This window comes from Vreelandella aquamarina (genome assembly GCF_020075495.1).
Taxonomy (GTDB): domain Bacteria; phylum Pseudomonadota; class Gammaproteobacteria; order Pseudomonadales; family Halomonadaceae; genus Vreelandella; species Vreelandella aquamarina_A.
The window spans coordinates 494,221-519,265 of sequence record NZ_JABYQT010000001.1 but is presented as its reverse complement, the minus strand read 5'-3'; the positions used below and the strand labels follow the sequence as shown (position 1 = coordinate 519,265).

Sequence of the window (25,045 nt, the reverse complement as noted above, 5' to 3'; positions counted from 1 at the left end):
CGCCAACGCTCCTTGTTTGCCCTTCCTTGTCTACTATGAATCATCCTTATTCATTTTCCTTAGAGCGCTACCCTGCGCTGTGTGTGCACAATGAACTTATAAAGCGTTCATTTATCTATCCCAGGTTATGAAACCAATAAAATAATAAATAAAACGTCGAAACAATAATGTTGCGCAACGTTGATTAACAAAAACTAGACCCACATCAAATAAACAAAAATAATTCAATAAATATAATCACTTATGTTATATATTTAATATTTGAATGCTATTTTAAATGCAATTAACTCTGAAAAATAGCAGCAGGAATCAATGTTACCATATTATTAAGTTCATAAATCATGTCAATTACACAAGCAAACAAAACTCAATCTTTGCCAACTAAAATTAATGCGAGAAATTCTTATACAAAATGAACCAGCCAATAAAAATTCTATTTTCAGATATTTATAAACTAGTATGGATATTGATATAGTTCAGCAAGATGCTAATGGCGCCTATTCTTGTACTTTGTAAAACCCATGACGGCCTGTGCAGACGTTCACTATCAACCATTGCTCAGCTGCCATGCGCGCGCATTTTCTGAGCGCCAAACCATTTTCTGTCATCCTTACGTCCCGCTGTGGCCGTTCCCTCTCATGTATGAGCCCTGGCGCCATACCATGCCAAAAATTGTACAGGTATTTGCTCAATACCTTGCCATACCGGCTCACAGGCAGGTTTCGCAACGCTTTCGTACAACGTGGCGACAATTTTTACTTGTACACTGCTTAACTATCCGCTATCGTTCGTAGTGTTCGCGGCAGGGAAACCGCACACAAGGAAATGAGCGCTCAGGATGAGCCGCAAGACGTCATGGAAGGCCAAGGCAACGAAAAAGCGCCCTCACGAGTGAGGGCGCTTTTTCGTGGGCGACATTCAGCAAGCATCGACTTGCTGGCATAATGGTTGGCCTGAACCAGGGTAAACAGCCGCCATGAGCATCGAAGCACGCACGTTTTATCGCAACGGCCCCCACCACCGCGATGGCGAAGCCCCAAGCTTTGCGCTCATTCGGCGGCAGTTCGATTTTCGCTCCATCGAGATCGGCCGCTGGGTGAATCCCCAAGAGCGTGACAAGGCCGCCGAGCTGTTTCACGATGCGTTGTGCGACCTGATGCTGATTCTGCAAGGGCCTGAAACGCTGGTATCACTGCGTGGCTCGCTGGCTCTTCAATACGGCAGCGGTGGCAGGCCGGGCGTGGCCGCCCATTATGATCCTTCCCAGCGCAGCTTCGCCCTTGCCAAGAACGCCGGCCCCGGCAGTATTGCCCACGAGTGGTTTCACGCCTTTGATCACTACATTGCCAGCAAATGCTTTCGCGGTGTTTCGGCGCGCCAGTTCGCCTCGACCGCCTGGCTTGCCGACGCCCCGCTGATCCACCACCCGCTCAACCAGCGCCTGACAGCGTGCTTCAAGACCATCATGCTGACACCGGATGGCCACAAGCCAAGCCGACTCTTCCAGCACGCTCGCCAGGTAGATCACCAACTTGGTCAATACTACTACAGCCAGCCCGAAGAGCTGTGCGCGCGTGCATTCGAAGCATTTGTGCAGGACGCCTCGCTCAAGAACCACTTTCTGGTAAAAGGGACCAGGGCAACCCCAGAGGCAGAGCTTGGCCTGTACCCTCAAGATGAACAGCGTGAGCATATCAACGCGGCTTTCAGCGCCTATTTTAGCCAGTTGGGTCAAGCGCTGGCACACGCGTAGCGCCAGCATCCTGTTGAAGCACCCGACCAAGTAATAGTCAAAACGCAATTACATAACATCCAGGGTCACGCCTACGCTGTAACGTATCAACCAAGGAGGTGCAATATGTCTCAGCAACAATGCGCGTGCCCCAAGTGTGAGTGCTCAGTGGATAGCGATGCTATCGAGAAAGACGGTGAGCTGTTTTGCTCGAACGCCTGCGCGGTCAAGCATACCGATGGTTCAACCGGTTGCGGTCATGGATGTGAGTGCGGCGTCTAGCGCTGTCGGTTGATTGGGGGCCATGATTGCTTGATCGCACTCGAGCGTCCGGCCTTGGCCGGGCGCCTTGCCAGCAGGCCATCTAACATGCCCTTCTGGGCCGGTAGAGTCGCCTTACGTGCGCAAACCATTGCGGTGTACTAAGCTGGAAAAGACTCACTGGAAGAAACTCAGCCGCTTACTCAGCTACTTACAGGGAAAGTAACATGCCATCTACTACCGTTATCGTCGTTGTTGTCGTCATCATCGCCGTGCTGGGCATTGGCTTCAGTGGTGCACTACCATTTTGATCCGCCGCCGATCGAGTGAAAGCCCGCTGAGCGATCAGCGGGCTTTTTTGTTTTCGAGTCATGAAGCGACGGATGCGTTTTTCCTACACGTGATCAACCAGACGCCGTCACGCCTGCACCCATTTACTTGTAGCGTTCCAGCCAGTGGGCATAGGGCGCCGGCAAGGTCCAGGAGGCGCGCTCGACACCCAGCTCTTGAGCCGCAACGTAGGACCAGTGCGGGTTGGCCAAGTGCGCCCGGCCAATCATCGCCAGATCCAGCTGGCCACTCTTGATGGCATGTTCGGCAACGCTTGGCGTACCAAAGCCCCACGCCGAGGCCACGGGAATGCCCGCCTCGCGTCCTACCCGCTCAGCAACTTCGCCCATGAAGCCCGCCCCCCAGGGAATGGTGGCATCGGGAATGCTGAACCCGATGCTCACGCTGAGCAGATCGAGTCCGCTGCTCTTGAAGCGGCGCGTCAGCTCGATCGCCTCGGCCAGCGTCTGTTCGTCCCGGCCGTCGTACTCGATGACCCCGAGGCGTGCGGTCAGCGGCAAATGCTCCGGCCATACCTCGCGAACCGCCGCCAGGGTTTCCAGCAGGAAACGGCTACGGTTATCGAAGCTACCGCCATAGGCGTCATCACGCTGGTTGGAGTGCTCGGACAGGAACGACTGCGCCAGGTAGCCGTGGGCAAAGTGCAGCTCCAGCCACTCGAAGCCAGCATCGCGGGCACGGCGGGCGGCGGCCACGAAGTCCTCGCGTACCCGGGCAATGTCTTCAAGCGTCATGGCTTTCGGCTGCTTGCCGAGGTGGGCGCCAAAGGCCATGGCCGAGGGAGCAAGGGTCTGCCAGCCTCGCGGATCATCCTCACCAATATGATCGTCGCCTTCCCACGGGCGGTTCGCGCTGGCCTTGCGCCCGGCGTGAGCAATCTGGATACCCGGCACCGCCCCGGCCGCCTTGATCGACTCCACTACCGGCACAAAGGCCTGGGCAAGATCATCGTTCCAGATACCGGCGCACCCGGGGGTGATACGCCCTTCCGGCGAAACGGCGGTGGCCTCGACTACCACCAGCCCCGCCCCGCCGCGTGCCAGAGAGGCGTAGTGAACACGGTGCCACTCGTTGATCAGGCCATCTTCGGCCGAGTACATGCACATGGGCGGAATCGCGACCCGGTTGCGCAGGGTGACATCTTTCAATGTGAAGGGTTGGAACAGCGCGGACATGTAAATATCTCCCAGGGTCTTTATTACTAAAATTCGATAATATTCGAACTATGGGCAAAGGGCAAATTCGTGTATGATTCGCTCATGCGCCCTTTCAAACATCCCCCTGTCAGTGACTTCATCCTCGAACGCCTGCTTTATGCCTTGAGCGATCCTGTGCGCCTGGAAATCGTACGGCGCCTTGCCGAATCAGGCGAAGCCAGCTGCGGCGAGCTGGACGGCGGTCGCCCCAAGTCGACCATGTCGCACCATTTCCGGATCTTGCGCGATGTCGGGCTGGTACATACCCAGACCATCGGCACGACGCATATGAATTCGCTGCGCAAGGCGGATGTAGACAGCCGATTTCCCGGCCTGCTGGACGCGATTGTGTCTCAGAAGCCATAGTGGTGGCAGTACGCCATTTTTACCGGGGCGAAGGGAAAGACTCGATCCTTCATGCCTATCAAAAAGCCCGCTGATTTTTCAGCGGGCTTTTTCGTGAATGGCTTTCCCCTGCTCGACTATTCGTTGAGCTCCTCGGTTTTCGGCGGACGGCCCACCTCCACCTTGACAAGCTCCTCATGAGACAAGCCGCGCAGGAGCGAAAACATCATGACAAATACCAGAATGAACATCGGCAGGCCAACCACGGTGATCACCTCCTGCAAGGCGGTCAGCCCCGCATCGCCTGCCAGCACGATCAGCATGGCCGCCAGCACACCCTCCGAGACACCCCAGAAAACACGTTGATGCCAGGGGCCGGGGTCCGGGCTTCCGGTACACAGCATATCGACCACCAGGGAAGCAGAATCCGAGGACGTGGCAAAGAAGATAGCCACGATCACCACTGCCAGGCCCTGAATGAGCGTCGCCGCCGGGAAGTTATCGAAAAACGCGAACATGGCAAGCGGAATGCTTTCGTCCACGGCAGCGGACAGGACCCCAGCCTGAGCCCCCAGTGCCGCCCGAGCCTCTTCGCCAATTCCATCGATCTCCATGGCCGACCAGCCAAAGATCGAAAACCACACCAGGGTAAAGATGGAGGGCGCGAACAGCACCCCGAAGACGAACTCTCGAATGGTGCGCCCACGGGAAATGCGTGCCACGAAGATGCCGATGAACGGCGACCACGTAACGGTCCAGGCCCAGTAGAATACCGTCCAGCTGCCCTGCCACCCCCAACCGCTGCCATCGTTACTGGTATAGCGCGCCAGGGTATCGTTCCAGAACGCCATCGGCAGCAGGTTGGTGATATAGAGGCCGAAGGTTTCGACTACAGCACGCAGCAGAAATACCGTCGAGCCGGTAAACAGTACAAACAGCAATAGCCCCACGGCCATGCCGATATTGAGATTGGAGAGCCGCCGAATACCCGAATCCAGCCCCGCCATGATCGACCCCACGGCAATGCTGGTCAGCACGACAATGATCATCACCTTGGTAAACACCGCATCCGGCACGCCAAACAGCTCGGTCAGTCCCGCATTGATCTGCTGGGTGCCCAGGCCAATGGAAACCGCTACACCAAACAGCGTACCCAGAACGGCAAAGATATCGAGGGTCTTCCCGATAGGCCCGTAGATACGCTCGCCCAGCAGCGGGTAGAAGACAGAGCTGAACCGCATCGGCAGGTCGTAACGGTAGATAAAGTAGGCAAACGCCAGCCCCGGCATGGCGAAAATCGCCCAGGTATGCAAGCCCAGGTGATAGATCGAAAAGCTCATGGCATCATCGGCGGCTTCTACCGAAAAGGGCGCGACATCCGGCCTGGGGGGCGTTGAGAAGTGGGAGATCGGCTCGGCCACCCCCCAGAACATCAGCACCGTCCCGATACCGCCTGCAAACAGCATGGTAAACCAGGAGATATTGCTGTAGTCAGGCTTCGCATCATTGCCCCCCAGGCGAATCGCTCCGTAGCGGCTGATTCCCGCCCACAGCAAAAACGCCACCCAGCTGGTCACCCCAAAGATGAAGAACCAGCCAAGGTTAGTGACTACCCACTCTCGCCCCGCTCCAAAGGCTTCGCCTATGGCATCCGGCGCAATCAACAGCGCCACCAAAAACAGCACCATGATGCCTGCGGAGGTGAAAAAGATGGTCGAATCCGTTCGAAGGCCCAGCCTTCTCGCAAGCGTATTAAGCATGTACATTCCCTCTGTCTTTACAACAAGATAGGAGCTATGGGCCGATAGCGCCAAGATGAGAGGGAAATATATGGGCTAGCGACAGGTCATCGCGATGCATGAGAGCCGACGGTTCAGACAGGACATGGTCAAATTCCAGACACAAAAAAGCCCGCTGATCACTCAGCGGGCTTTTTCAAATTCTGTGGCGGAGAGGGAGGGATTCGAACCCTCGAAGCCTTTCGACTTACACACTTTCCAGGCGTGCTCCTTCGACCACTCGGACACCTCTCCACATTGTGGCTCCATCACACAGGCGTTGCCTTTCGCGACAGAACGGCGCGTATTCTAGGGTTTAAGTGGGCAAATAGCAAGCCTTTTTCCGAATCAGCGCGGTTGTTCTTGATCGCGGCCTGCCAGCACGGCATAACTGCCGTGGGCTTCCAGGCAGAACGCATCGCCACAGTAGAGCTTTTGGGTCAGCGCGATGCGGCCCTTGCCGCGCTCGGCAAGCGCTTGGCTGAGCTGTTCGATGCCCTCCCCCTCGCTGGGCGTGCAGACCAGGCGGTAGTCGCCGTTGACCGGGGCCAGGAAGCGTTGAGTGGCCTCGGCCACGACTACATCCCGCGCCAGCCCCTGCCCGCGCAGCCAGAGCGTTACCCAGCACCAGCCTTGCAGCGTGGTCTGCGCACTTAACGCGCCGCCAAAGCCGGTGCCTTTGTCGTTCAGGTTGGGGCGTAATGCCAGTTGCCAGGTAAGCGCGTGGTTGTGCATCGACATGCTTTCAATACCCAGTGCTCCCACCATGGGGATGGCGTCACCCAGCCAGGCGTGAAAAGCGGCCAGGTCCTCCCGACCTTCCGGCAGGGGCAAGCGCGGGTGAGGTACACCGGGTTTGCGCATGGTGGTTACTCCTAGGCCCAGCGCTCGACAAAATCGGCCGCGTCGTGCTGCGGCAGCGGCTTGTGGCGCCCGCCAAGATTACCCAGGTAGATGAACGCGACCACTTCGTCGTTCTCTTCCAGCGAGAGCCCCTTGCGCACCACGGGGTCGAAGGCATACTTGCCGCTGCGCCACATGGCGCCCAGCCCCAGCCCGTGGGCGGCCAGCAAAATGCCGTGAGCGGCGCAGCCGGCGGAAATGACCTGCTCCATCTTGGGCACCTTGGGCAGATCGGGGGTTACCTTGGCGATCACGGCGATGATCATGGGCGCGCGTAGTGGCTTCTTGCGTGCGGCGTTGAGCGTATCATCGCTGGCGCCAGGGTCTTCCTGAAACTCGGCTTCGGCAAACAGCTCACCCAGGCGCTCACGCCCTTCCCCGGTAAATTCGATAAATCGCCAGGGGCGCAGCTCCTTGTGGTCCGGGGCGCGCAGGGCTGCCTTGTAGAGGGCGTCCAACTGCTCGGCGGTGGGCGCGGGTTCGACAAGCTTGCCCATCGAGCTGCGTTCATGAAGAAGCGTGAGTGCATCCATAGGTTTGATCCTTCGTTCAGTCAGGCTCTACTGTAGCGCAGTGACTTACTGCCTTGCCAGACGCAAGGGGCTTGGCGGCGCAAGGCCGGGCGTGGCGCGCCAGGGGCTGATATCCAGCCCACCACGGCGCACGTAGCGCGCCAGCACCAGAAGCTCGCTGGGCCGGGCGTGAGCCATCAGGTCAGTGAAGATGTGCTCTACACAGTGCTCGTGAAAGTCCTGATGCTGACGATAGCCGATCAGGTAGCGCAGCAGACCTTCCCGATCAAGCTTGGGGCCCTTGTAGCGAATCAGCACGCTGCCCCAGTCGGGCTGACCAGTCACCGGGCAGTTGGATTTGAGCAGGTGCGAATGCAGTGTCTCTTCCACTACCTCGTTGCTTACTGCCAGGTGGGCGGCGCTGGGCGTGTAGTCGCTTACCTCGATATCCAGATCATCCAGACAGTCGCCAGGCAGCGGCTGCGGGGCAAGCTCGGCATCGTCCACACCGAAAAGCTCGACACTTACCTGGGCGCCAGCGGCGGCGCTCAGATCACGCGTAAGCGTGTCGATCAGCGCTTCGCGGCTCTCGACGCGGGTCTGGTTGAAGCTGTTGAGGTAGAGCTTCCAGGATTTGGATTCGATCAGGCTGGGAGAAGTCGCCGGCAGACGGAAACGAGCCACGGCTACGATAGGCTTGCCGCGGGCGTTCAGCCAGGAAACCTCGAAGGCGTGCCATTCGTCTTCACCGACAAACGGCAGACTACCCTCTTCAATGCCCAGCGGCGCACGATTGGCAGCGCGGGGAATGGGAAACAAAAGCCCCGCATCGTACTGCTCGGGGTAGGCGGAATCGCGCCCCAGGGGCGCGTGTTCCAGTGTATCGGGGCGGTGTGCCATGGTCATGCTCTCTTGAAAAGCGGTCTTGAAAAGCAGCCTTGAAAACGGTCGTGCGGTCAGCTGCGAATACCCTTGCCACGTTCCAGCATGGCCAGAGCGACGAAAAACAGCACGACGATAAATGCAAAAACGGCCGCCAGTGCCCATACCACAGGGATGTCCGAGACACCCAGGAAGCCGTAGCGGAAGACGTTCACCATGTACAGGATAGGGTTGAGCATGGAGACGCCCTGCCAGAAGCTGGGCAGCATGGAGATCGAGTAGAACACGCCGCCAAGGTAAGTCAGCGGGGTCAGAATGAAGGTCGGCACGATGGAAATGTCATCGAACTTGTTGGCCATCAGCGCGTTGATGAACCCGCCGATGGAGAACAGCGCTGAGGTCAGCACCACCACCAGCACGGTCAGAAGCGGATGCTCAACGCTCAGACGGGTAAAGAACAGCGAAACGATGGTGACAATCAGCCCCACACCCAGCCCGCGCGCCATCCCCCCCAGAATGAAGCCCGAGAGAATCACCCAGTTGGGCATGGGCGAGACCATCAACTCCTCTACCGAGCGCTGAAACTTGTTCGAGAAGAAACTGGAAGCGACGTTCGAGTAGCTGTTGGTGATCACCGACATCATGATCAGGCCAGGGACGATGAAGTCCATGTAGCTGTAGCCGTCCATCTCGCCAATGCGCGAGCCGATCAGATTGCCAAAGATGATGAAGTACATCGCCATGGTGATCGAAGGCGGCAGCAGGGTCTGGGGCCAGATACGCGTAAAGCGCTTGATCTCCTTGAACACCAGCGTCCATAGCGCTACCAGGGTTTGGGTCGCATTCATGTCTGTGCCTCCGCTTGCGTACGCTCGTCGATGGCCTTGTTGCCGGCCTCTACCATGGACACGAACATCTCCTCCAGGCGGTTGGCGCGATTGCGCATGGATACCACCCGAACGCCCTGCTCGCTCAGCGCGCTGAACACATCGTTGAGCTGCTGGCCACGATGAATGACGACCGAGAGCTGCGAGGGTTCGACCTGGGCGATCTCGAACCCGTCGATTGCCGGCAGCTTGGTAACCGGCGCGGCGAGATCCAGCAGGAAGGTTTCGGTATTCAACTCGGTCAGAAGCTCGCGCACGCTGGTGTTACGCACGATTTCGCCGTGATTGATGATGGCGATATTGCGACACAGGCTCTCCGCCTCTTCCAGATAGTGGGTGGTCAGGATAATGGTCGTACCTTCGTCCTGATTGATGCGGCGCATGTACTCCCACATGCTGCGGCGCAGTTCGATATCCACTCCTGCCGTGGGTTCATCCAGAATCAACAGCCTGGGGCGGTGTATCAAGGCGCGAGCAATCATCAGCCGGCGCTTCATCCCGCCGGACAGCATGCGCGCGTTGCCGTTGCGCTTGTCCCACAGGCCAAGGTCGCGCAAAAGCTGCTCGGCGCGCGGCAGCGCTTCGCGGCGCGTCATGCCGTAGTAGCCCGCCTGCGCCAGAACGATATCGATCACTTTCTCGAACTGGTTGAAGTTGAATTCCTGAGGAACCACGCCCAACTGGTACTTGGCCTTGGCGAAGTCGCGGTCGATGTCGATTCCGAAGATGGACACCTTGCCTGCGGACTTCTGCACCAGCGAGCACACAACGCCGAGGGTAGTGGACTTACCCGCGCCATTAGGGCCCAGCAGAGCAAAGAAATCGCCCTGCTGAACGTCCAGATCGATTCCTTTCAACGCTTGAAAGCCATTGCCGTACACCTTGGTAAGGCCACGGATAGACAATGCCGGTTCGGCCATAAAGATGTCCTGTCAGCAAAAAAATGGGGCACTAGAAAACACGTGAGAAGCAACGATATCGGGGCATTCTGTGGATTTTTCAAGCCAGCCTAACAAGGCGCCTGTAGCTATCTCGTTACCCCACCAACCAATTCGTCCAACTCAATTAGTAATCGCGGCGTTTTGCCGCGCATGACCGCATGCCTAATACTTTAGTATTAGGCATATGCCGTTACGCTATTAGCTAATAGCAAGGCATGCAAGGGAACACATAATTCATAAATGAGAAAAACACCTAATGAGCACCATCATTACCCAGCCCCCTGTCGCCTTTACCAAGACTTCTTCCACCGAACACTCACCCGCTGAAGCCAAGCTCGGCATGTCAGCACTTTCGCTGCGCCGCCAGCGGCTGATGGGCGTAGCGGTTCTGTGGCTGATACTTGTCATCATGATTACCGTAAACGCCCTACAAAGTCGGGCGCTGCTGCATCATGAGCGCGAGCAGCGCATGGTAACCGCTGTGAACATTGCCGTATCCACTCTCGAGCATTTCGATGAGAGGGCCAGACAGGGTCAGATCAGCCTGGAAGAGGCCAAAACCCTGGCGTTTGAAACCATCCGCGACATGCGCTTTGGCAAGGATGACAACTACCTGTTCGCGCTGACCGGCGACCTTAAAATGCTGGCCCACCCCAAACGTCCGCCGGGTCAGGACCTTTCCCAGGTTACCGACCCACAGGGCAAGCTGATTTTCCATTCGATCCTGGACAGCGCCCGCAGTACGGGTGCGGGCTTTACCGACTACCGCTCCAACTTTGCCCGGGGCAATGATGCCATGCCCTTGGTACACACCTACACCGAGGCCTACGCGCCTTGGGATGTGTACGTATCCAGCGGCATCTTCATGGGCGATATCAGCTAGGCAATCATGGCCAAACTGATCAAGACCATCCTGGTAGGCCTTGTGGCCGGCGCGCTGGTAACACTGGCATTCTGGGCCATGATCTCGCTGATCCTGCGCCGCCTGGGTGGCGAGCCAGATTACGCGGCAAGCGTCGTTGCACGCATTGCCCAGGGTGACCTGACGGCCAAGGTCGATCTAAACGCCCACGATACCCGCAGCCTGCTTTACGATATTCAGCAGATGCGCAACAAGCTTCATGCCACCATGCAGGAAATCCACACAACCAGCGCCGCGGTGGATCACAACTCCGCCGATATTGCTGCAGGCAATCAGGAACTCTCTTCGCGTACCGAGCAGCAGGCCGCTGCCCTACAGCAAACCTCTGCCAGCATGGAAGAAGTTACCGCCACCGTGCGCCAGAATGCCGATAACGTCGAGCAGGCCAAGGAACTGGTGCGTAGCGCCGGTGAAACCTCCCAGGCAGGCCAGCAGGCCATTGGCGAAGCCGTTGACTCAATGCAGGAAATTACTCGTGAAGCGGTCAAGATTTCCGAAATTGTCACACTGATCGATAGCATCGCGTTCCAGACCAACATCCTGGCGCTCAATGCCTCGGTGGAGGCCGCGCGTGCCGGTGAGCACGGTCGAGGCTTTGCCGTGGTAGCAGGTGAAGTACGCCAGTTGGCCAACCGTTCGGCAAGTGCGGCTCAAGAGATCAAGATGCTGATCACTACGTCCAACGCTCAAGTGGATACCGGTGCCTCACGGGTCAGCACCGCCAGGGAGCGCATGGAGCACATCGACCAGCAGATTCAGCGTATCAACGCCCTGTTTGCGGAGATCACCGCGGCGACTCATGAGCAAACCCAAGGCATCGAGCAGATCAACGTGGCGATCGCCCAGCTCGATCAGTCTACCCAGGACAACGCCGCCATGGTTCAGCAGACCGCCGACTCCGCCCACGACCTGAAGCAGCGTTCGCAGTCGCTCAACGGTATCGTCAACCACTTCACGCTCAACTAGGCACACCGCCTACGCTCAGGCATAGCGCCTGGGCGCAGGTAGTTATCAACCACCTGTGCATAAATCACACGCACAGCAAAACGCCGTCATCAAAGACGGTTGATAAAGGCTATTTAGCCAGGGAACAAGAAAGGATAACCAAAAGAAGAAGGTTTACGTGGAGCGGGAAAAGAGATTCGAACTCTCGACCCTCGCCTTGGCAAGGCGATGCTCTACCACTGAGCTATTCCCGCAACGTAAACGCTTTAGATGGCGTCCCATAAGGGGTTCGAACCCTTGTTACCGCCGTGAAAGGGCGGTGTCCTAGGCCACTAGACGAATGGGACGTATAAGCATCTAAATTATCAATACTTCACTTGATTGGAGCGGGAAAGAGATTCGACCGGGCTGGCGTTCCAGCTCTCGACCTGCACTTGCTTAACCACACTATCAATCACTTGATTGGAGCGGGAAAAGAGATTCGAACTCTCGACCCTCGCCTTGGCAAGGCGATGCTCTACCACTGAGCTATTCCCGCTTAATCAATGCTGCTTATCGGATTGGCGTCCCATAGGGGGTTCGAACCCCTGTTACCGCCGTGAAAGGGCGGTGTCCTAGACCACTAGACGAATGGGACGTCTGGAGCGGGAAAAGAGATTCGAACTCTCGACCCTCGCCTTGGCAAGGCGATGCTCTACCACTGAGCTATTCCCGCACTCCGATACCTAAACGATGAAATTGGCGTCCCATAAGGGGTTCGAACCCTTGTTACCGCCGTGAAAGGGCGGTGTCCTAGACCACTAGACGAATGGGACGTTTCATTGCCTCGTCGAGGTGGCGCGTATATTACTCAGAGCGTCATTTACTGTCAAGCCCTCTGTTTCGGTTCAATGTCTTGGTGCTGATCTGGCCTGGGTACTGGCTTGTGGATTCACGATGCCTCATGAGGTAGCACGTTTACCCCCACTGCCCTACCAAGGTGCAAAAAAACGGCTCATGACCAAGAGCCAATGACTAATTTAGCTTCTTTTCATTAACGAGCACGCTTATATAAGCGCTCACTTAAGATTACGTGTTCACTGGCACACTTATTGCGTACTAGCGGTATTCAAACCCTTCGAGGAAAAACGATGCCCCTTACACGCCGCTCATTCTTAGCAACGGCCGCCACGTCGGCGGCGGGCTTAACACTTGGCATGCCAAATCTTGCCCACGCGCAGAATACGACCACCTCAAACGACCGTACCACCAGCTCACCCACCACGTCCTTTCGACCGGGTGATGGCTTCAATACCCAACGCAGTTATGGCGCCGGCAGCTGCGTAGCGCCCCACCATTTAGCTGCCAACGCCGGGCGTGACATTCTCAAGCAAGGCGGCAACGCGGTAGAGGCGATGGTCGCGGCGGCCGCGGCGATCGCGGTGGTTTACCCACACATGAACTCAATAGGTGGCGACGGCTTTTGGTTGATTCACGAGCCCGGCAAGCCCCCGGTGGCCATCGATGCCTGCGGCCCCGCCGCTCGCATGGCGACCCCAGCCTTTTATGAAGGGCAAACACAGATTCCCGAACGCGGCCCCAAAGCCGCCTTGACGATGGCGGGAACGATCGGTGGCTGGCAAGAAGCCCTCGATGTGGCCAGATCCTGGGGTACAGCACTTCCGCTTGCGACGCTTTTTGAGGATGCCATTCGCCATGGGGAGCAGGGCGTGGCTATCTCGCGCAGTCAAGAAGCCCTGACCCGTCAGCATCTGGAACGCCTTTCCCAAAGCCCTGGTTTCAGCGAGACTTTTCTAAGCAACGGCAATGTTCCTCAGCAAGGCACACGCCTGCAACAGCCACGCCTGGCCGCTACCTTGCGCCGCCTGGCCGAGGCGGGCCTGGACGATTTTTACCGCGGCGAGCTGGCTCAGAGCATGGCACGCGATTTAAGCACGCTGGGTAGCCCGCTGCGCCTGGAAGACTTCAACGCCTACCGTGCCCAGCGGGTCACGCCACTTGAAGTCGCCCTGCAAGATGCCACGCTCTATAACTTGCCCGCGCCCACTCAAGGCATGGCCTCGCTGATGATTCTGGGTCTCTACGAGCGGCTGGGGGTAGGCGAAGGTGAAGGTTTCGCCCATCTTCACGGCTTGGTCGAGGCTACCAAACGCGCCTTCTTGCTGCGCGACCGCTATATTACCGACCCTGACCGGGTCGATATCGATCTTCAAGAGCTGCTCAGTGCAGCCCACCTTGATCGTGAGGCCGCGCACATCGACCCAGCGCGTGCCCTGCCCTGGCCACATACCCCTGAGCCTGGGGATACCATCTGGATGGGCACGGTTGACAGCCAAGGCCGCTCGGTAAGCTTTATCCAGAGCGTCTACTGGGAGTTTGGTAGCGGTGTGGTACTGCCTGAAAGCGGAGTACTGTGGCAAAACCGCGGCGTCAGCTTCTCGCTGGACGCGAACAGCCTGCGCGGCCTGGCCCCTGGGCGTAAGCCGTTTCATACCCTCAACCCGGCACTCGCCACCTTTAACGATGGCCGAACCATGGTCTACGGCACCATGGGTGGTGAAGGCCAGCCGCAAACCCAGGCAGCACTCTTTTCGCGCTACGCCTTCCACGGCATGCCGTTGCAGCATGCGGTAGCCGCCCCACGTTGGCTATTGGGTCGCACTTGGGGGGAAAACAGCACCAACTTGAAGCTCGAGTCGCGTATAGACCCGGCCATGACGGCAGAGCTGCGCGCAGCCGGTCACGATGTTGAAGTACTGGATGATGCCTACAGCGACACCATGGGCCATGCGGGCGCCATTGTACGCCACCCGGATGGCCTGATCGAGAGCGCCCATGACCCACGTAGCGACGGCGGCGCGGCCAGCGTCTAAGCGCTCGCTTGGGCTCCTGGGCGCTTATGGCCTAAACTGAACCTCATACCGCCGGAGGTGGTCTTCAGTGACCCTTGCCCATGCGGCAAGGGTCTGCTATCAAACGCCATTCAAGGAGGCGCTCATGGCCAAAATCGAAAAATCCCCCGAGCAGTGGCGCGAACAGTTGACCCCGGAGCAGTACCGGGTAGCGCGCGAGAAAGGTACCGAACGTCCTTTTACCGGCGATTACCAGGTTCGCGATGAACAGGGAATCTACCACTGCATCTGCTGTCATGCGCCGCTGTTTGAAAACGAGCACAAGTTCGACGCGGGTTGCGGCTGGCCAAGCTTTGACCGCCCCTTGGGCCGCCATAGCGTAGAAGAGCATGAAGATACCTCTCACGGCATGGTGCGCACGGAAGTGGTGTGTTCTCACTGTGACGCTCATCTGGGCCACGTCTTTCCAGACGGGCCGCCCGAGTCGACGGGGCTTCGCTACTGCATCAACTCCGTATCGCTCGAGTTTCATCCTGGCGAGTAGCGTTGCGCCAGGCCGAGTGAAGGCCGCCAACACGCCGATACAGTAGATCAGCGCCAGACAAGATGGGCTGCTATAATGGCAGCCCGTTTTTTTGTGCTTGCAGGAGAGACCCATGCTCGGCTGGTTCCCCGGACATATGAACAAGGCCCGCCGCCAGATCAAGGATGCGCTGCCGGAAATCGACGTGGTCATCGAGGTGCTCGATGCCCGCCTGCCCTACTCCAGCGCCAATCCGATGCTGGCCGAGCTGACCCGACACAAGCCGGTGTTGAAGATTCTTTCGCGAGCGGATTTGGCAGACCCCGAGCGCACGGCCGAATGGGTGGCTTTTTTCGATGCCCAGGACGATACCCGAGCGCTGGCCATTACCACCACGAACACTCGTGAACTGAAGAAGATTCCCAAGCTTTGTCATGAGCTTGCCGGCGCCGTGCGCGCCGACCGCGACGTTCGCGTGATGGTGATGGGTATTCCCAACGTGGGTAAATCAACGCTCATCAATGGCCTGGCCGGGCGCAAGATTGCCAAGACCGGCAATGAGCCGGCCGTGACCAAGCGCCAGCAGAAGGTGCGTATCGATGGCCGCGTGGCGCTGATCGACACCCCTGGCGTACTGTGGCCCAAGATTGAAGACCAGGCCAGCGCCTATCGGCTGGCGGCCAGCGGCGCCATCCGCGATACCGCCATCGAGTATACCGATGTGGCTATCGTGGCCAGCGCCGAGCTTGCCAAGCGCTACCCGAACGAGCTGAGTGCACGCTACAAGCTCAAGGCGCTGCCGGCCTATGAAGCCCCGGTGGACAGCGAGGTGGACGCCGATGGCCCGAAGAGGCCCGACTTCTTGGCGCTGGCGGGCTTCGATGGCCACGCCATCTTGAAGGAGATTGCCGGCAAGCGCGGCGGGCTTCGCCCGGGTGGCGAAGTCGACCTGCACCGCGGCGCGGAAGTGCTGCTGCACGAGCTGCGCGATGGCAAGCTTGGCCGCTTGACCCTTGAAACCCCTGCCGATATTCCGCCGCCCATCGTGTACGATGACGAAGACAATCAGGCACCTTCCGACGCATAATGAAAAGAACGCCCGGCGCCGCCGCACGGCCTTTGGACACCTTTGGATACCTCACTCATGGAAACCTCGCAGCCTCAAACGCCCGTTGACCCGTCTACCGAGTCTCGACCAACCACGCTGGACACCCAGCCTGCCGACGCCTCGCGTCAGCCTGCGGAACTTCGCAAATCACACAAGCTGAACAACGTGTGCTACGACATTCGCGGCCCGGTGCTCGACCACGCCAAGCGCCTGGAAGAGGAAGGCCAGCGGATCCTGAAGCTGAACATCGGCAACCCCGCACCGTTCGGGTTCGAGGCACCGGAAGAGATCCTGCAGGATGTGATGCGCAACCTGCCGACGGCCCAGGGCTACTGCGACTCCAAGGGCCTGTACTCGGCGCGCAAGGCGATCATGCAGGAGTGTCAACGCAAGGAGATTCCCGGCGTCGGCATCGAGGATATCTACATCGGCAACGGCGTGTCCGAGCTGATCGTGATGTGCATGCAGGCGCTCTTGAACGACGGCGATGAAGTACTGATCCCCGCGCCGGACTATCCGCTCTGGACGGCGGCGGCACACCTTTCCGGCGGCCACGGCGTACACTACATGTGCGACGAGCAGGCAGACTGGACACCGGACATTGCCGACATCCGCGCCAAGATCACCAACCGCACCCGTGCCATCGTACTGATCAACCCCAACAACCCGACCGGCGCCGTCTATCCGCCGTCGGTGGTGCGTGACGTACTCGCCGTGGCCAAACAGCACAATCTGGTGGTGTTTTCCGACGAGATCTACGACAAGATTCTCTACGACGGCATCGAACACACCGCCACCGGTGCGCTGGCCGATGATGACCAGCTGGTGATCACCATGAACGGGCTCTCCAAGAGCTACCGCTGTGCGGGCTTCCGTTCTGGCTGGATGACCATTTCCGGCACGCTTGCCAAGCAGCGCGCCCGAGATTTCATTCAAGGCCTGACCATGCTGGCCTCGATGCGCCTGTGCGCCAACGTGCCCGCCCAGCACGCCATCCAGACCGCGCTGGGCGGCTATCAGTCGATCAACGACCTGATCCTGCCGGGCGGCAGGCTGCTGGCCCAGCGGGACATCACGGTGGAGAAGCTCAACGCCATCCCCGGGGTGTCCTGTGTCACGCCCAAGGGGGCGCTTTATGCCTTTCCGCGTCTGGATCCCAAGGTCTTCAACATTCAGGACGACCAGAAGCTGGTGCTGGATCTGCTCTTGCAGGAGAAGATCCTGCTGGTACAGGGCACGGCGTTCAACTGGCCGGAGCCGGACCACGTGCGTATCGTGACCCTGCCCTGGGCTGACCAGTTGGGCGATGCGCTTGACCGATTTGGCAACTTCCTGGCGCGCTATCGTCAATAAAGCGTTGGATGGCTTGAACCTGGCCCTGTGTGCACCTATCTAACCCGTATTCCAGTGACGCATTGATGACCTCTAAGGGAGATTTCGTACCATGATGCGAATAGTGCTGTTTTTAGCCACCAACCTGGCGGTGGTGCTGGTCGCCAGTATCACGCTGCGCCTGTTTGGCGTTGAAGGCTACCTGCGTAGCCAGGGCATTGACTTTACCGGCCTGCTGATCTTCTGCTTCGTGTTCGGCATGGTCGGGTCGCTGGTGTCGCTGTTCATATCCAAGTGGATGGCCAAGCGCAGCACCGGCACGGTAATCATCGAGACACCCTCCAACTCCACCGAACAGTGGCTGGTGGATACCGTGGCCGAGCTTTCCCGCGAAGCAGGTATCAAGACACCCGAGGTGGGTATCTTCCCTGCCCAGCAGTCCAATGCCTTTGCGACCGGCTGGAACAAGAACGATGCGCTGGTGGCGGTATCCGCGGGGCTTTTGAACCGTATGCGCCCTGAAGAGGTGCGCGCCGTGCTGGCCCACGAGATTGGCCACGTGGCCAATGGCGACATGGTGACGCTGGCGCTGATCCAGGGCGTGGTGAACACCTTCGTGATGTTCTTTGCCCGCGTGGTGGCCCAACTGGTGGATGGCTTTCTCAAAAGCCGCAGCGGCGGCGAAGGCGGTCTGGGGTTCATGGGCTACTTTGCGGTGGTGATCGTGGCCGAGATCGTCTTCGGCATCGTGGCCTCCGCCATCGTGGCGTGGTTCTCGCGCTTTCGTGAATACCGCGCCGATGAAGCGGGCGCGCGGCTCGCCGGCACCGGTGCCATGGTCAATGCACTGGCGCGCCTGAAGGCGGAAACCGAAATGCCCGACCAGATGCCGGACACCATGCGCGCCATGGCGATTACCAAGGGCCAGACCCGTTCGCTGATGCAGCAGCTGCTGGCCAGCCACCCACCGCTGGATGACCGTATCCGCGCGCTGAAGGAAGCCGCCTACCGTCAGTAGAGCCATCGGTTGATATGGCATGGCGGGGCGATCTCGATACTGGGCGTCTGACACAGACAGGGATTGCCTCGCCCCACATACTCAACAAGGGGATGTACAAAGCGTCGAGCGTACACACCCCCGCCCAGCTGCCTTGGCCTTGTAAAGCGCCAGGTCGGCTGCCTTGACCAGCACCGACGTATCGCTCCCAGTAATACACGGCACCGTGGCAACTCCCAGGCTGATCGTCACGATAGGCAAGGCACCGGACTTTTCATGGGGGATGGCAAGCGCTCTGACCGCCTGCTCGAGTTCCTCGGCCTTTTGAGTCGCCTCGCCCAGGTCAGCCCCTGGCAACAGACAGGTAAACTCCTCCCCGCCATAACGCGCGACCAGGCCTCCAGGACGATGCAGGTGATCCTTCAGGGTTGAAGCGATGGCCTTTAGGCATACGTCTCCATTCAGATGACCATAGAGGTCGTTGTAGGCTTTGAAGTAGTCGATATCGATGAAGATGGCTGATAGCGGCAACTGGCTCTGTTTGCAGCGTTGCCACTCGATGTCGAGAAATTCATCGAAATAGCGTCGGTTGGCAATACCGGTCAAGCCGTCCTTGAGCGCCAGCTCATGCAACCGAAGCGTTTCCTGCTCGCGGCGCTTGAGTACCGCCGCTGAAATCTGCAACGCGGCTGAACGCAGCAACTCAGCATTTTCATCCAGCATGCCAGCGTGCAGAGGTGGCGTGGCATGAGTGCTTTGTGCAACCCGAAAAATGTGGCCATTGACGCCGAGATGCTGCGCTACCGAAATGGATCGTCGGTTATTGATGTATTCGAACCTCTGGGGAGGAGCGCCGTACAGCGACCAGCCAAGGTCGAGCGCGCGTTCCGGCAGCAGACACGCGCTAGAGATATCGCGTGCGCTGACGCCCTGGGCCACGATCGAGGCGGCATCGGCGAACTCTTCAACGAACCCCGGATTCCAGTCGACCAGGCGCTCTCGCGCGTCAAAGACGGCAAGGCTCTGAACAAGGGCCTGCCTTTTATTCATGCAACATGCCACGTTGCACTGTCAGCTTCCTGGCGGCCATCGCGGTCCCCTCCACGCGAGCCTTGATCTTGGCAAACGCAGTCTCCCGTGACGTTGAGGTGTCATCGCAAAATGGCGAGTATCCACAGTCATCGGTAGTGCCCAGCTGTGCCAGCGGGATATGGCGCGCAGCCTGCAAGACGCGTGCGCAGACTTCCTCGGGTGTTTCGATTCGCGGATCATTGACATCAATAACGCCGATGAAGGCGCGCTGCCACGGTTTCAGATAGCGGGCAACGATTTTCAACCCCCGCTCGGGATCTGCCTCGGCGGCCATGGCAATGTAAAAATCGCGGGCCTTGAGTTCAAAGAGGCTGGGGAGCAGCTCGGCATAATCCACATCGGCGCTGTGGGTGGCGTCATGATCGGCGCCCGGGCAGGTGTGAATGCCGATGGCGTGGCGTTCGGCATCAACAAGGCGCGCCAGAACCCGATTATTCAACTCGATAAAACTGTTGAGCACGCTGCCACTCGGGTCGAGCTTGAGCGCCAGCCGACCTTCCGTGAAATCGATCTGCACCTTCTGCGCGCCAGCGGCAAAGCAGCCGCGTATCTCCTTTTCCTGCTCGTCAACCAGGTCATCCAGAAAGGTTTCACGGCTGTAACCCGGGATACCATCGGTGGGATACAACAGGCTCATTGCCGATACCGAGATAATGGCCTGCTTCATGGGCAACTGCGTGTACTGCCTGGCCATTGCCAGCGTGTCTGCCGCAGACAAGGCGTACCGGAAAGGCCCCGCCGTCAAGCGGGGCAAACGACGAACGTGACCATCACTGAAAGGTATTTCGAGCCCGTCGGGCGCAATGTTCTTGCCGCTTTCCACTGAATAGGTAGCAAAGCTATGGGTTTTACGCTGCTCGCCGTCGGTAATGATGGGAGAGCCTGTGGCTTCCAGCTCACGCATCGTCTGTTGAACGGCGTCACTGTAGAACGTCTCCATCGTCGCTGCGTCGATGTTCCCGGCATCATATTGTCGCTGAGCCTGCATCAGCGTTTCTGAGCGGGGTATGCTGCCAATAGTTTCTGTCGGTAAGGTAATCATTTGTTATCGCCCGGTCGTTCAACACTCAATTATTAGTTGATACCCAGCAATTTGACCACTCGCAGCTTACTTCATGCGTGCAGGGCACCTTCAAGGGCCACACGAGCTATAACGCCTTGTACCGACTATAACGCCTTGTACCGACTATAACGTCTTGTGCCGCATTGTCTCACCCTGCCTGCACTTGAAATCCTGCTCCCCTCAGTGGCGCTTCAAGCTCAGCGGCGCCGCCGGACAGCCTGACCATCAGCGTGGCAAACTCCCGGCGCAGGGGGTAATCCGCCCGACAAGTGTCAAACCCGACCTTGACGCCCTGACGGTGCATTTGACGCTGCAGGCTGTCGTGATCGCGACGTACGTCGTATACCGCACGCGTACACAGGCGCAGTGCATCCTCCAGAGGCAGCGCTTCTTGAAGGTGGAGCGAAGCCACTGCAGGCGGCGGACAGATATCGGTAAACGCTTCCGGCGCCACCTGTCCACCATGGTCGGCCAGCGCCTGCTGAATCATCCAGGTGCCGCGCAGCTTGCCATCCAGGCTGTGCCCGGCGATATGGGGCGTGGCCAGGGCCACCAGATCACGCAAGCTGGCATCGATACTCGGCTCGTTCTCCCACACGTCGAGCACGGCGCTGATGTCCCCCTTGCCGGCCAGGCGCCCACGCAGGGCCATTTCATCGATGCAGTCGCCGCGACCAGCGTTGAGCAGCACGGTGCCTGGGGCCAGCTCGTTGATCCGCTGGGCATCCAGCAACTGGTATGTGGCATGAGGGCCGTCCTTCACCAGCGGCGTATGCAGGCAGAGCACATCACAGCGCTCGATCAGCGTATCCAGCGGCGCAAACGCCTGGTCGCCCTTTTCACCCATGGCGGCGGCTCTGGGCGGGTCGCAGGCCAGGGTCTTCACACCCAACGCCTGCAGACGGGCAAGCAGACGGCTGCCCACGTTACCCACGCCCACGACCCCTACCGTGCGCGCCAGCAGCGACCAGCCGTCACGCTCGGCAAGGATCAGCAGGCTGCTCAGCACGTAATCCACCACCGCGTCCGCATTGCAGCCCGGAGCGCTGGCAAAAGCGATGTTGCGCCGGGCAAGCGCAGCATGGTCGATGTGGTCGGTCCCAATCGTGCAGGTGCCGACAAAGCGCAAGGCGCTTTCGGCCAGCAGAGATTCATTTACCTGAGTAATCGAGCGCACGATCAAGGCATCGGCATCCCTGATGTGCTCGGCGCTTATCTCGCGTCCCGGCAGGCGGGTCAGCGTGCCGAACGCCCCGAAGCAGCGCTCGGCGGCGGGTATGTTGGCGTCCACAATCAGCTTCACAGCAGTATCCTTTTGACGATGATGGGCTTTACAATACCGCTCGCCGTAGAGAATTGGAAAAGGCGATTCAAGCCTTTGAAGCAGCACGGTAAAACGCGCGTGCGGAGCAGACAGCAACAAGACACATCGTGGGAGCAGGCTTGTGATCGTAAGATGGGAAACAGACCACGACTACGTGCTGGTGCATATTCATCAGGACATGTTCGGCGACTGGATATTCAGCCGCGCCTGGGGGCAGATCGGCACGCAGTTTGGCGGCTTGAAGCATCAGCTTGCCGATACCGTCGAGCAGGCCCAGATGTGGCTCGAGGATGAGACGACCATTCAGGCGTCGCGCGGATTTCGCAAGGTACTCGAAGCGGCCGACAACACGCCCGAAGGCCAGGAAGCCATGCGCCAGCTGTCGTTGCTGGATCTGCTGTAGCCAACCCGAAGTTAGCGTTCACTAGCCTAGAAAACGCCGCCCGTTTCGCCGATAAGCGCTTTTCGGCGGCGACGCCTCTTTGGCTGCCAGCGCATCTAACGCGCTCTCGTCAAGCCAGCCCCGCGCGCGAAGCCAGGACGCCAGGCGCTCGATCTCAAACCCCTCTATCAGCTCTTCGCCCTGACTATCCGCCACTACCGGTATCCGCGTGGCGTAGCGCTCCATCAGCCGGGCATCTTCAATGATCTCGATACGTTCGATCTCGACCGGCTGATTGGCAAGCGCGCTCAGCAAGGCTTCCACCTGGGCGCACAGGTGGCAGCCCAGAGTGGTATAGAGCGTCAGTGAAATCACGCCGCCTCACGCGCGGTGGCGCAGCAGGAACACGTGGTGCAGGTTGGTGCGCCGCTGGAAGTCGGGATCGAAGGTGCGCGAGGTGATCTCCTCGACCGCATAGCGCTCGCTGAGCGCCTCATCGAGCTTGAAGCGGCGTTGATTGTTGGAAAACACCAGGGTGCCGCCAGGCGCGAGCCTTGCCATGGCCAGCTCGACCAGGCGCGGGTGGTCGCGCTGCACATCCAGCGTGTCACGCATCTTCTTGGAGTTGGAAAACGTTGGCGGGTCCATGAAGATCAGGTCGAACTCGGCATTGGCGGTTTCCAGCCAGCGGAAGCAGTCATCGCGGACAACGCGGTGCAGCCTGGGGTCGAGCTGGTTCAGCGCGAAGTTGTCCTTGGCCCACTCAAGGTAGGTGTTGGACATGTCCACGCTGACGCTGTCGCTGGCCCCACCCAGCGCCGCCTGCACGGTGGCTGTGGCGGTATAGCAGAAGAGATTCAAAAAGCGCTTGCTGGCGGCCATTTCTCCCAGCATGCGCCGCACCGGACGGTGGTCAAGGAAAAGCCCGGTATCCAGATAGTCGCGCAGGTTGACCCACAGCCGCGCTGCGCCTTCGCGCACTTCAAAGCGCTCGCCGCTGGCGTCGCGCTTTTGATACTGGGCGCTGCCGGCCTGACGCTCGCGGCGCTTGATGTAAACCTTGCCAGGGTCGACGTTGAGCGCCTCGGGCAGCACTTCCAGGGCATCGAACAGACGCTTCTGGGCCTGGGCTGGATTGATCGAGCCGGGCGCGGCGTACTCCTGCACGTGCACCCGGTCGCCATAACGGTCTACCGCCAGGGCAAATTCGGGCATGTCGGCGTCATACACCCGATAGCAGGTCTCACCGCTGTGCTTCAGCCACTTTTTCAGCCGTTTCTGGTTTTTCACCAGCCGGTTGGCAAACATCTGCGCGTTCTCGGATACGCCGGACGCCTTCTGAGGCGCCGTACTCCCCTGCTCTTCGGTCTGCCCCTCGCCCTGCTCCTCGGATGCGGGAGCTTGAGCACCAATCGCCATCAGCAGCAGCTTGGCATCGAGCGCGCCGTTCTTGAGCGCGTACTGCTTGTGAGCACGCAGCCCCAGGCGGTGGCCGAGGTCCGGATTGCCGGTAAACAGCGCAAGCGTCCAGCCCGGAAACAGCGCCTTGGCCTTTGTGCCGAGCTGCGCATACAGACGAACAAGCTCAGGCAGTTCGCCCAGACGCTCACCGTAGGGCGGGTTGGTGATCAAGAGCCCACTGGGCGCGGCAAGCTCTTCGGGCCGGGTTAGTTGGCCAAGGCTCTGCCCGTGCAGGGTGATGAGGGCGGGAATACCGGCACGCATGGCGTTGGTCTTGGCCGCCGAGAGTGCCGCCGGGCTTTGATCGAATCCGAGTATCAGGTTCTTGCAGCGCTTGCGGCCAATGGAGGCACGCGCTTCGGCTTCGCGCTTCAGCTCGAGCCAGATGGCCTCGTCATGCCCCGCCCAGCCCTTGAAGCCGAAGCGTTCGCGGTCAAGGTTGGGCGCCTGGTCGGCGGCCATCAGCGCCGCCTCGACCAGCAGCGTCCCCGCCCCGCACAACGGGTCGATCAACGGCTCTCCGGCCTTGGCGCGTTCGGGCCAGCCGGCACGTACCAGCAGCGCCGCGGCGAGGTTTTCCTTGAGCGGCGCGTGGCCGACATCGCGCCGGTAGCCACGTCGATGCAGGCTCTCGCCGGAAAGATCGATGCCAAGATTCAGGTTGGCGCGATGCAGGTGGGCGTAAAGGCGCAGATCCGGCGTCTTGGTATCGATGGAAGGCCGCTCCTGGCCGGAAAGCTGAAGCGAGTCCACCACGCCATCCTTGACCGTCTGCGCCCCGAAGCGGGTATGGCGAATGTGATCGCTGCGGCCGTGAAAATCCACCGCCAGCGTCTTGCCAACGCTCAAGTGCCGAGTCCAGGCGATGCGAGCGACGGCGTCGCGCAACTGCTCGGGGGTGTCGATCATTGGCTCGCGGGCCAGCAGCAGAATCACCCGGTTGGCAAGGCGCGACCACAGGCACACCCGGTAGGCAGTGGCTTGGTCGGCCGTGAAATACACCCCGGCAACGGTGGTTTTCCCTGGCGCGGCGCCCAACGCTGCCAGCTCGTCAGCCAATAGGCCTTCGATGCCCTTCGGGCAGGTGGCCAGCAGATTCAGGGGGGCGTTTTGGCTCGTTTCGGTCATGATCATGGCAGCGCGTAACCGCGCGATATTCCTGTATATGGCAAATGTATTTACATCTTATGACCATTTGGGGGTCGACAAGTGCCCCCATCATGATCTAAGAATAAAAGCGTAGCTACACAAAACGC

The 25,045-nt window shown here is 59.2% G+C and carries 23 protein-coding genes and 7 tRNA genes; 11 read left to right on the top strand and 19 right to left on the bottom strand.

The window, feature by feature from the left end; genetic code table 11:
- Positions 1-976: 976 nt before the first annotated feature.
- Both HW452_RS02395 and HW452_RS02390 read left to right on the top strand, forming a co-directional pair.
- Positions 977-1,753, top strand: a complete 777-nt coding sequence (locus HW452_RS02395; protein ID WP_224104497.1) for a CLCA_X family protein — start codon at positions 977-979, stop codon at positions 1,751-1,753.
- 105 nt (positions 1,754-1,858) lie between these two features.
- On the top strand, positions 1,859-2,014 hold the full coding sequence (locus HW452_RS02390; RefSeq protein WP_224104496.1) for a metallothionein: 156 nt from the start codon (positions 1,859-1,861) through the stop codon (positions 2,012-2,014).
- Positions 2,015-2,427: 413 nt separating this feature from the next.
- On the opposite strand, the gene HW452_RS02385 is transcribed toward HW452_RS02390, so the two are convergent.
- On the bottom strand, positions 2,428-3,519 hold the full coding sequence (locus HW452_RS02385; RefSeq protein ID WP_224104495.1) for an NADH:flavin oxidoreductase/NADH oxidase: 1,092 nt from the start codon (positions 3,517-3,519) through the stop codon (positions 2,428-2,430).
- Positions 3,520-3,603: 84 nt separating this feature from the next.
- On the opposite strand from HW452_RS02385, the gene HW452_RS02380 reads away from it, so the two are divergent.
- Positions 3,604-3,906 carry an ArsR/SmtB family transcription factor gene (locus HW452_RS02380; protein WP_224104494.1) on the top strand — a complete coding sequence of 101 codons (303 nt, stop codon included), beginning with the start codon at positions 3,604-3,606 and terminating at the stop codon, positions 3,904-3,906.
- A 116-nt stretch (positions 3,907-4,022) separates the two neighbouring features.
- On the opposite strand, the gene HW452_RS02375 is transcribed toward HW452_RS02380, so the two are convergent.
- The 7 genes from HW452_RS02375 to HW452_RS02345 form a co-directional block, all read right to left on the bottom strand.
- Positions 4,023-5,645 carry a BCCT family transporter gene (locus HW452_RS02375; RefSeq protein WP_224104493.1) on the bottom strand — a complete coding sequence of 541 codons (1,623 nt, stop codon included), beginning with the start codon at positions 5,643-5,645 and terminating at the stop codon, positions 4,023-4,025.
- Between the two features lie 185 nt (positions 5,646-5,830).
- Positions 5,831-5,918: transfer RNA gene (locus HW452_RS02370), tRNA-Ser, on the bottom strand.
- 93 nt (positions 5,919-6,011) lie between these two features.
- Positions 6,012-6,527, bottom strand: a complete 516-nt coding sequence (locus HW452_RS02365; RefSeq protein ID WP_224104492.1) for a YiiD C-terminal domain-containing protein — start codon at positions 6,525-6,527, stop codon at positions 6,012-6,014.
- Between the two features lie 11 nt (positions 6,528-6,538).
- A complete protein-coding gene (locus tag HW452_RS02360) occupies positions 6,539-7,099 on the bottom strand; it encodes a nitroreductase family protein (protein ID WP_224104491.1) in 561 nt (186 codons plus the stop codon).
- A gap of 45 nt (positions 7,100-7,144) precedes the next feature.
- Positions 7,145-7,978 (bottom strand): NADPH-dependent 7-cyano-7-deazaguanine reductase QueF, encoded by an 834-nt coding sequence (gene queF / locus HW452_RS02355; RefSeq protein ID WP_224104490.1) that lies wholly within the window; start codon positions 7,976-7,978, stop codon positions 7,145-7,147.
- Between the two features lie 56 nt (positions 7,979-8,034).
- Positions 8,035-8,808 carry an ABC transporter permease gene (locus HW452_RS02350; protein WP_224104489.1) on the bottom strand — a complete coding sequence of 258 codons (774 nt, stop codon included), beginning with the start codon at positions 8,806-8,808 and terminating at the stop codon, positions 8,035-8,037.
- A complete protein-coding gene (locus HW452_RS02345; protein WP_224104488.1) occupies positions 8,805-9,767 on the bottom strand; it encodes an ABC transporter ATP-binding protein in 963 nt (320 codons plus the stop codon). Before HW452_RS02345 ends, HW452_RS02350 begins: the two co-directional genes overlap by 4 nt.
- Positions 9,768-10,044: 277 nt before the next feature.
- Here HW452_RS02345 and HW452_RS02340 point away from each other — a divergent pair, with 277 nt between their 5' ends.
- The gene (locus HW452_RS02340; protein WP_224104487.1) at positions 10,045-10,671 is read left to right on the top strand and encodes a cache domain-containing protein; all 627 of its coding nucleotides are present in this window, start codon (positions 10,045-10,047) and stop codon (positions 10,669-10,671) included.
- Positions 10,672-10,677: 6 nt separating this feature from the next.
- Complete coding sequence (locus HW452_RS02335; protein WP_224104486.1) at positions 10,678-11,676, top strand: methyl-accepting chemotaxis protein; 999 nt, start codon at positions 10,678-10,680, stop codon at positions 11,674-11,676.
- 158 nt (positions 11,677-11,834) lie between these two features.
- Here HW452_RS02335 and HW452_RS02330 read toward each other — a convergent pair.
- The 6 genes from HW452_RS02330 to HW452_RS02305 all read right to left on the bottom strand — a co-directional run bounded on the left by HW452_RS02330 (position 11,835) and on the right by HW452_RS02305 (position 12,470).
- Positions 11,835-11,909 (bottom strand) — tRNA-Gly (locus HW452_RS02330).
- Between the two features lie 17 nt (positions 11,910-11,926).
- Positions 11,927-12,002: transfer RNA gene (locus HW452_RS02325), tRNA-Glu, on the bottom strand.
- A gap of 116 nt (positions 12,003-12,118) precedes the next feature.
- Positions 12,119-12,193 (bottom strand) — tRNA-Gly (locus HW452_RS02320).
- Positions 12,194-12,216: 23 nt separating this feature from the next.
- Positions 12,217-12,292, bottom strand: a tRNA-Glu gene (locus HW452_RS02315).
- Between the two features lie 3 nt (positions 12,293-12,295).
- A tRNA-Gly gene (locus tag HW452_RS02310) sits at positions 12,296-12,370 on the bottom strand.
- Positions 12,371-12,394: 24 nt separating this feature from the next.
- Positions 12,395-12,470: transfer RNA gene (locus HW452_RS02305), tRNA-Glu, on the bottom strand.
- A gap of 315 nt (positions 12,471-12,785) precedes the next feature.
- Between HW452_RS02305 and HW452_RS02300 the strand changes: the two genes are divergently transcribed.
- The 5 genes from HW452_RS02300 (at position 12,786) to htpX (ending at position 18,488) form a co-directional block, all read left to right on the top strand.
- Positions 12,786-14,528, top strand: coding sequence for a gamma-glutamyltransferase family protein (locus HW452_RS02300; protein WP_224104485.1), 1,743 nt, complete (start codon positions 12,786-12,788; stop codon positions 14,526-14,528).
- 124 nt (positions 14,529-14,652) lie between these two features.
- Complete coding sequence (gene msrB, locus HW452_RS02295; protein WP_224104484.1) at positions 14,653-15,051, top strand: peptide-methionine (R)-S-oxide reductase MsrB; 399 nt, start codon at positions 14,653-14,655, stop codon at positions 15,049-15,051.
- Between the two features lie 112 nt (positions 15,052-15,163).
- The gene (ylqF, locus tag HW452_RS02290; RefSeq protein WP_224104483.1) at positions 15,164-16,117 is read left to right on the top strand and encodes a ribosome biogenesis GTPase YlqF; all 954 of its coding nucleotides are present in this window, start codon (positions 15,164-15,166) and stop codon (positions 16,115-16,117) included.
- 57 nt (positions 16,118-16,174) lie between these two features.
- Entirely contained in the window at positions 16,175-17,491 is a 1,317-nt protein-coding gene (locus tag HW452_RS02285) for a pyridoxal phosphate-dependent aminotransferase (protein ID WP_224104482.1), read from the top strand.
- A gap of 91 nt (positions 17,492-17,582) precedes the next feature.
- Positions 17,583-18,488, top strand: coding sequence for a protease HtpX (gene htpX / locus HW452_RS02280; RefSeq protein WP_224104481.1), 906 nt, complete (start codon positions 17,583-17,585; stop codon positions 18,486-18,488).
- A gap of 81 nt (positions 18,489-18,569) precedes the next feature.
- Here htpX and HW452_RS02275 read toward each other — a convergent pair whose 3' ends face one another.
- The 3 genes from HW452_RS02275 to pdxB all read right to left on the bottom strand — a co-directional run bounded on the left by HW452_RS02275 (position 18,570) and on the right by pdxB (position 21,925).
- The gene (locus HW452_RS02275) at positions 18,570-19,517 is read right to left on the bottom strand and encodes a GGDEF domain-containing protein (protein WP_224104480.1); all 948 of its coding nucleotides are present in this window, start codon (positions 19,515-19,517) and stop codon (positions 18,570-18,572) included.
- The gene (locus tag HW452_RS02270; protein WP_224104479.1) at positions 19,510-20,601 is read right to left on the bottom strand and encodes a hypothetical protein; all 1,092 of its coding nucleotides are present in this window, start codon (positions 20,599-20,601) and stop codon (positions 19,510-19,512) included. Before HW452_RS02270 ends, HW452_RS02275 begins: the two co-directional genes overlap by 8 nt.
- A gap of 169 nt (positions 20,602-20,770) precedes the next feature.
- Entirely contained in the window at positions 20,771-21,925 is a 1,155-nt protein-coding gene (pdxB, locus tag HW452_RS02265) for a 4-phosphoerythronate dehydrogenase PdxB (RefSeq protein ID WP_224104478.1), read from the bottom strand.
- A 142-nt stretch (positions 21,926-22,067) separates the two neighbouring features.
- Here pdxB and HW452_RS02260 point away from each other — a divergent pair, with 142 nt between their 5' ends.
- Positions 22,068-22,349 (top strand): hypothetical protein, encoded by a 282-nt coding sequence (locus HW452_RS02260; RefSeq protein ID WP_224104477.1) that lies wholly within the window; start codon positions 22,068-22,070, stop codon positions 22,347-22,349.
- 21 nt (positions 22,350-22,370) lie between these two features.
- Here the strand turns inward: HW452_RS02260 and HW452_RS02255 are convergent, their stop codons facing one another.
- Positions 22,371-22,703: a glutaredoxin family protein gene (locus HW452_RS02255; protein ID WP_224104476.1), complete on the bottom strand. Its 333-nt coding sequence runs from the start codon at positions 22,701-22,703 to the stop codon at positions 22,371-22,373.
- Positions 22,704-22,709: 6 nt separating this feature from the next.
- A complete protein-coding gene (gene rlmKL / locus HW452_RS02250) occupies positions 22,710-24,917 on the bottom strand; it encodes a bifunctional 23S rRNA (guanine(2069)-N(7))-methyltransferase RlmK/23S rRNA (guanine(2445)-N(2))-methyltransferase RlmL (RefSeq protein ID WP_224104475.1) in 2,208 nt (735 codons plus the stop codon).
- Positions 24,918-25,045: the final 128 nt, after the last annotated feature.

Excerpts from the sequence above, each read along its gene's own strand:
- HW452_RS02335 (WP_224104486.1), top strand. The coding sequence starts at position 10,678 with ATGGCCAAACTGATCAAGACCATCCTGGTAGGCCTTGTGGCCGGCGCG.
- msrB (WP_224104484.1), top strand. The coding sequence starts at position 14,653 with ATGGCCAAAATCGAAAAATCCCCCGAGCAGTGGCGCGAACAGTTGACC.
- htpX (WP_224104481.1), top strand. The coding sequence starts at position 17,583 with ATGATGCGAATAGTGCTGTTTTTAGCCACCAACCTGGCGGTGGTGCTG.
- HW452_RS02345 (WP_224104488.1), bottom strand. The coding sequence starts at position 9,767 with ATGGCCGAACCGGCATTGTCTATCCGTGGCCTTACCAAGGTGTACGGC.
- queF (WP_224104490.1), bottom strand. The coding sequence starts at position 7,978 with ATGGCACACCGCCCCGATACACTGGAACACGCGCCCCTGGGGCGCGAT.
- HW452_RS02385 (WP_224104495.1), bottom strand. The coding sequence starts at position 3,519 with ATGTCCGCGCTGTTCCAACCCTTCACATTGAAAGATGTCACCCTGCGC.
- HW452_RS02300 (WP_224104485.1), top strand. The coding sequence starts at position 12,786 with ATGCCCCTTACACGCCGCTCATTCTTAGCAACGGCCGCCACGTCGGCG.
- rlmKL (WP_224104475.1), bottom strand. The coding sequence starts at position 24,917 with ATGACCGAAACGAGCCAAAACGCCCCCCTGAATCTGCTGGCCACCTGC.
- HW452_RS02390 (WP_224104496.1), top strand. The coding sequence starts at position 1,859 with ATGTCTCAGCAACAATGCGCGTGCCCCAAGTGTGAGTGCTCAGTGGAT.
- HW452_RS02395 (WP_224104497.1), top strand. The coding sequence starts at position 977 with ATGAGCATCGAAGCACGCACGTTTTATCGCAACGGCCCCCACCACCGC.
- HW452_RS02365 (WP_224104492.1), bottom strand. The coding sequence starts at position 6,527 with ATGCGCAAACCCGGTGTACCTCACCCGCGCTTGCCCCTGCCGGAAGGT.
- HW452_RS02360 (WP_224104491.1), bottom strand. The coding sequence starts at position 7,099 with ATGGATGCACTCACGCTTCTTCATGAACGCAGCTCGATGGGCAAGCTT.
- HW452_RS02375 (WP_224104493.1), bottom strand. The coding sequence starts at position 5,645 with ATGCTTAATACGCTTGCGAGAAGGCTGGGCCTTCGAACGGATTCGACC.
- HW452_RS02380 (WP_224104494.1), top strand. The coding sequence starts at position 3,604 with ATGCGCCCTTTCAAACATCCCCCTGTCAGTGACTTCATCCTCGAACGC.
- HW452_RS02350 (WP_224104489.1), bottom strand. The coding sequence starts at position 8,808 with ATGAATGCGACCCAAACCCTGGTAGCGCTATGGACGCTGGTGTTCAAG.
- HW452_RS02275 (WP_224104480.1), bottom strand. The coding sequence starts at position 19,517 with ATGAATAAAAGGCAGGCCCTTGTTCAGAGCCTTGCCGTCTTTGACGCG.
- HW452_RS02270 (WP_224104479.1), bottom strand. The coding sequence starts at position 20,601 with ATGATTACCTTACCGACAGAAACTATTGGCAGCATACCCCGCTCAGAA.
- HW452_RS02285 (WP_224104482.1), top strand. The coding sequence starts at position 16,175 with ATGGAAACCTCGCAGCCTCAAACGCCCGTTGACCCGTCTACCGAGTCT.
- ylqF (WP_224104483.1), top strand. The coding sequence starts at position 15,164 with ATGCTCGGCTGGTTCCCCGGACATATGAACAAGGCCCGCCGCCAGATC.
- HW452_RS02340 (WP_224104487.1), top strand. The coding sequence starts at position 10,045 with ATGAGCACCATCATTACCCAGCCCCCTGTCGCCTTTACCAAGACTTCT.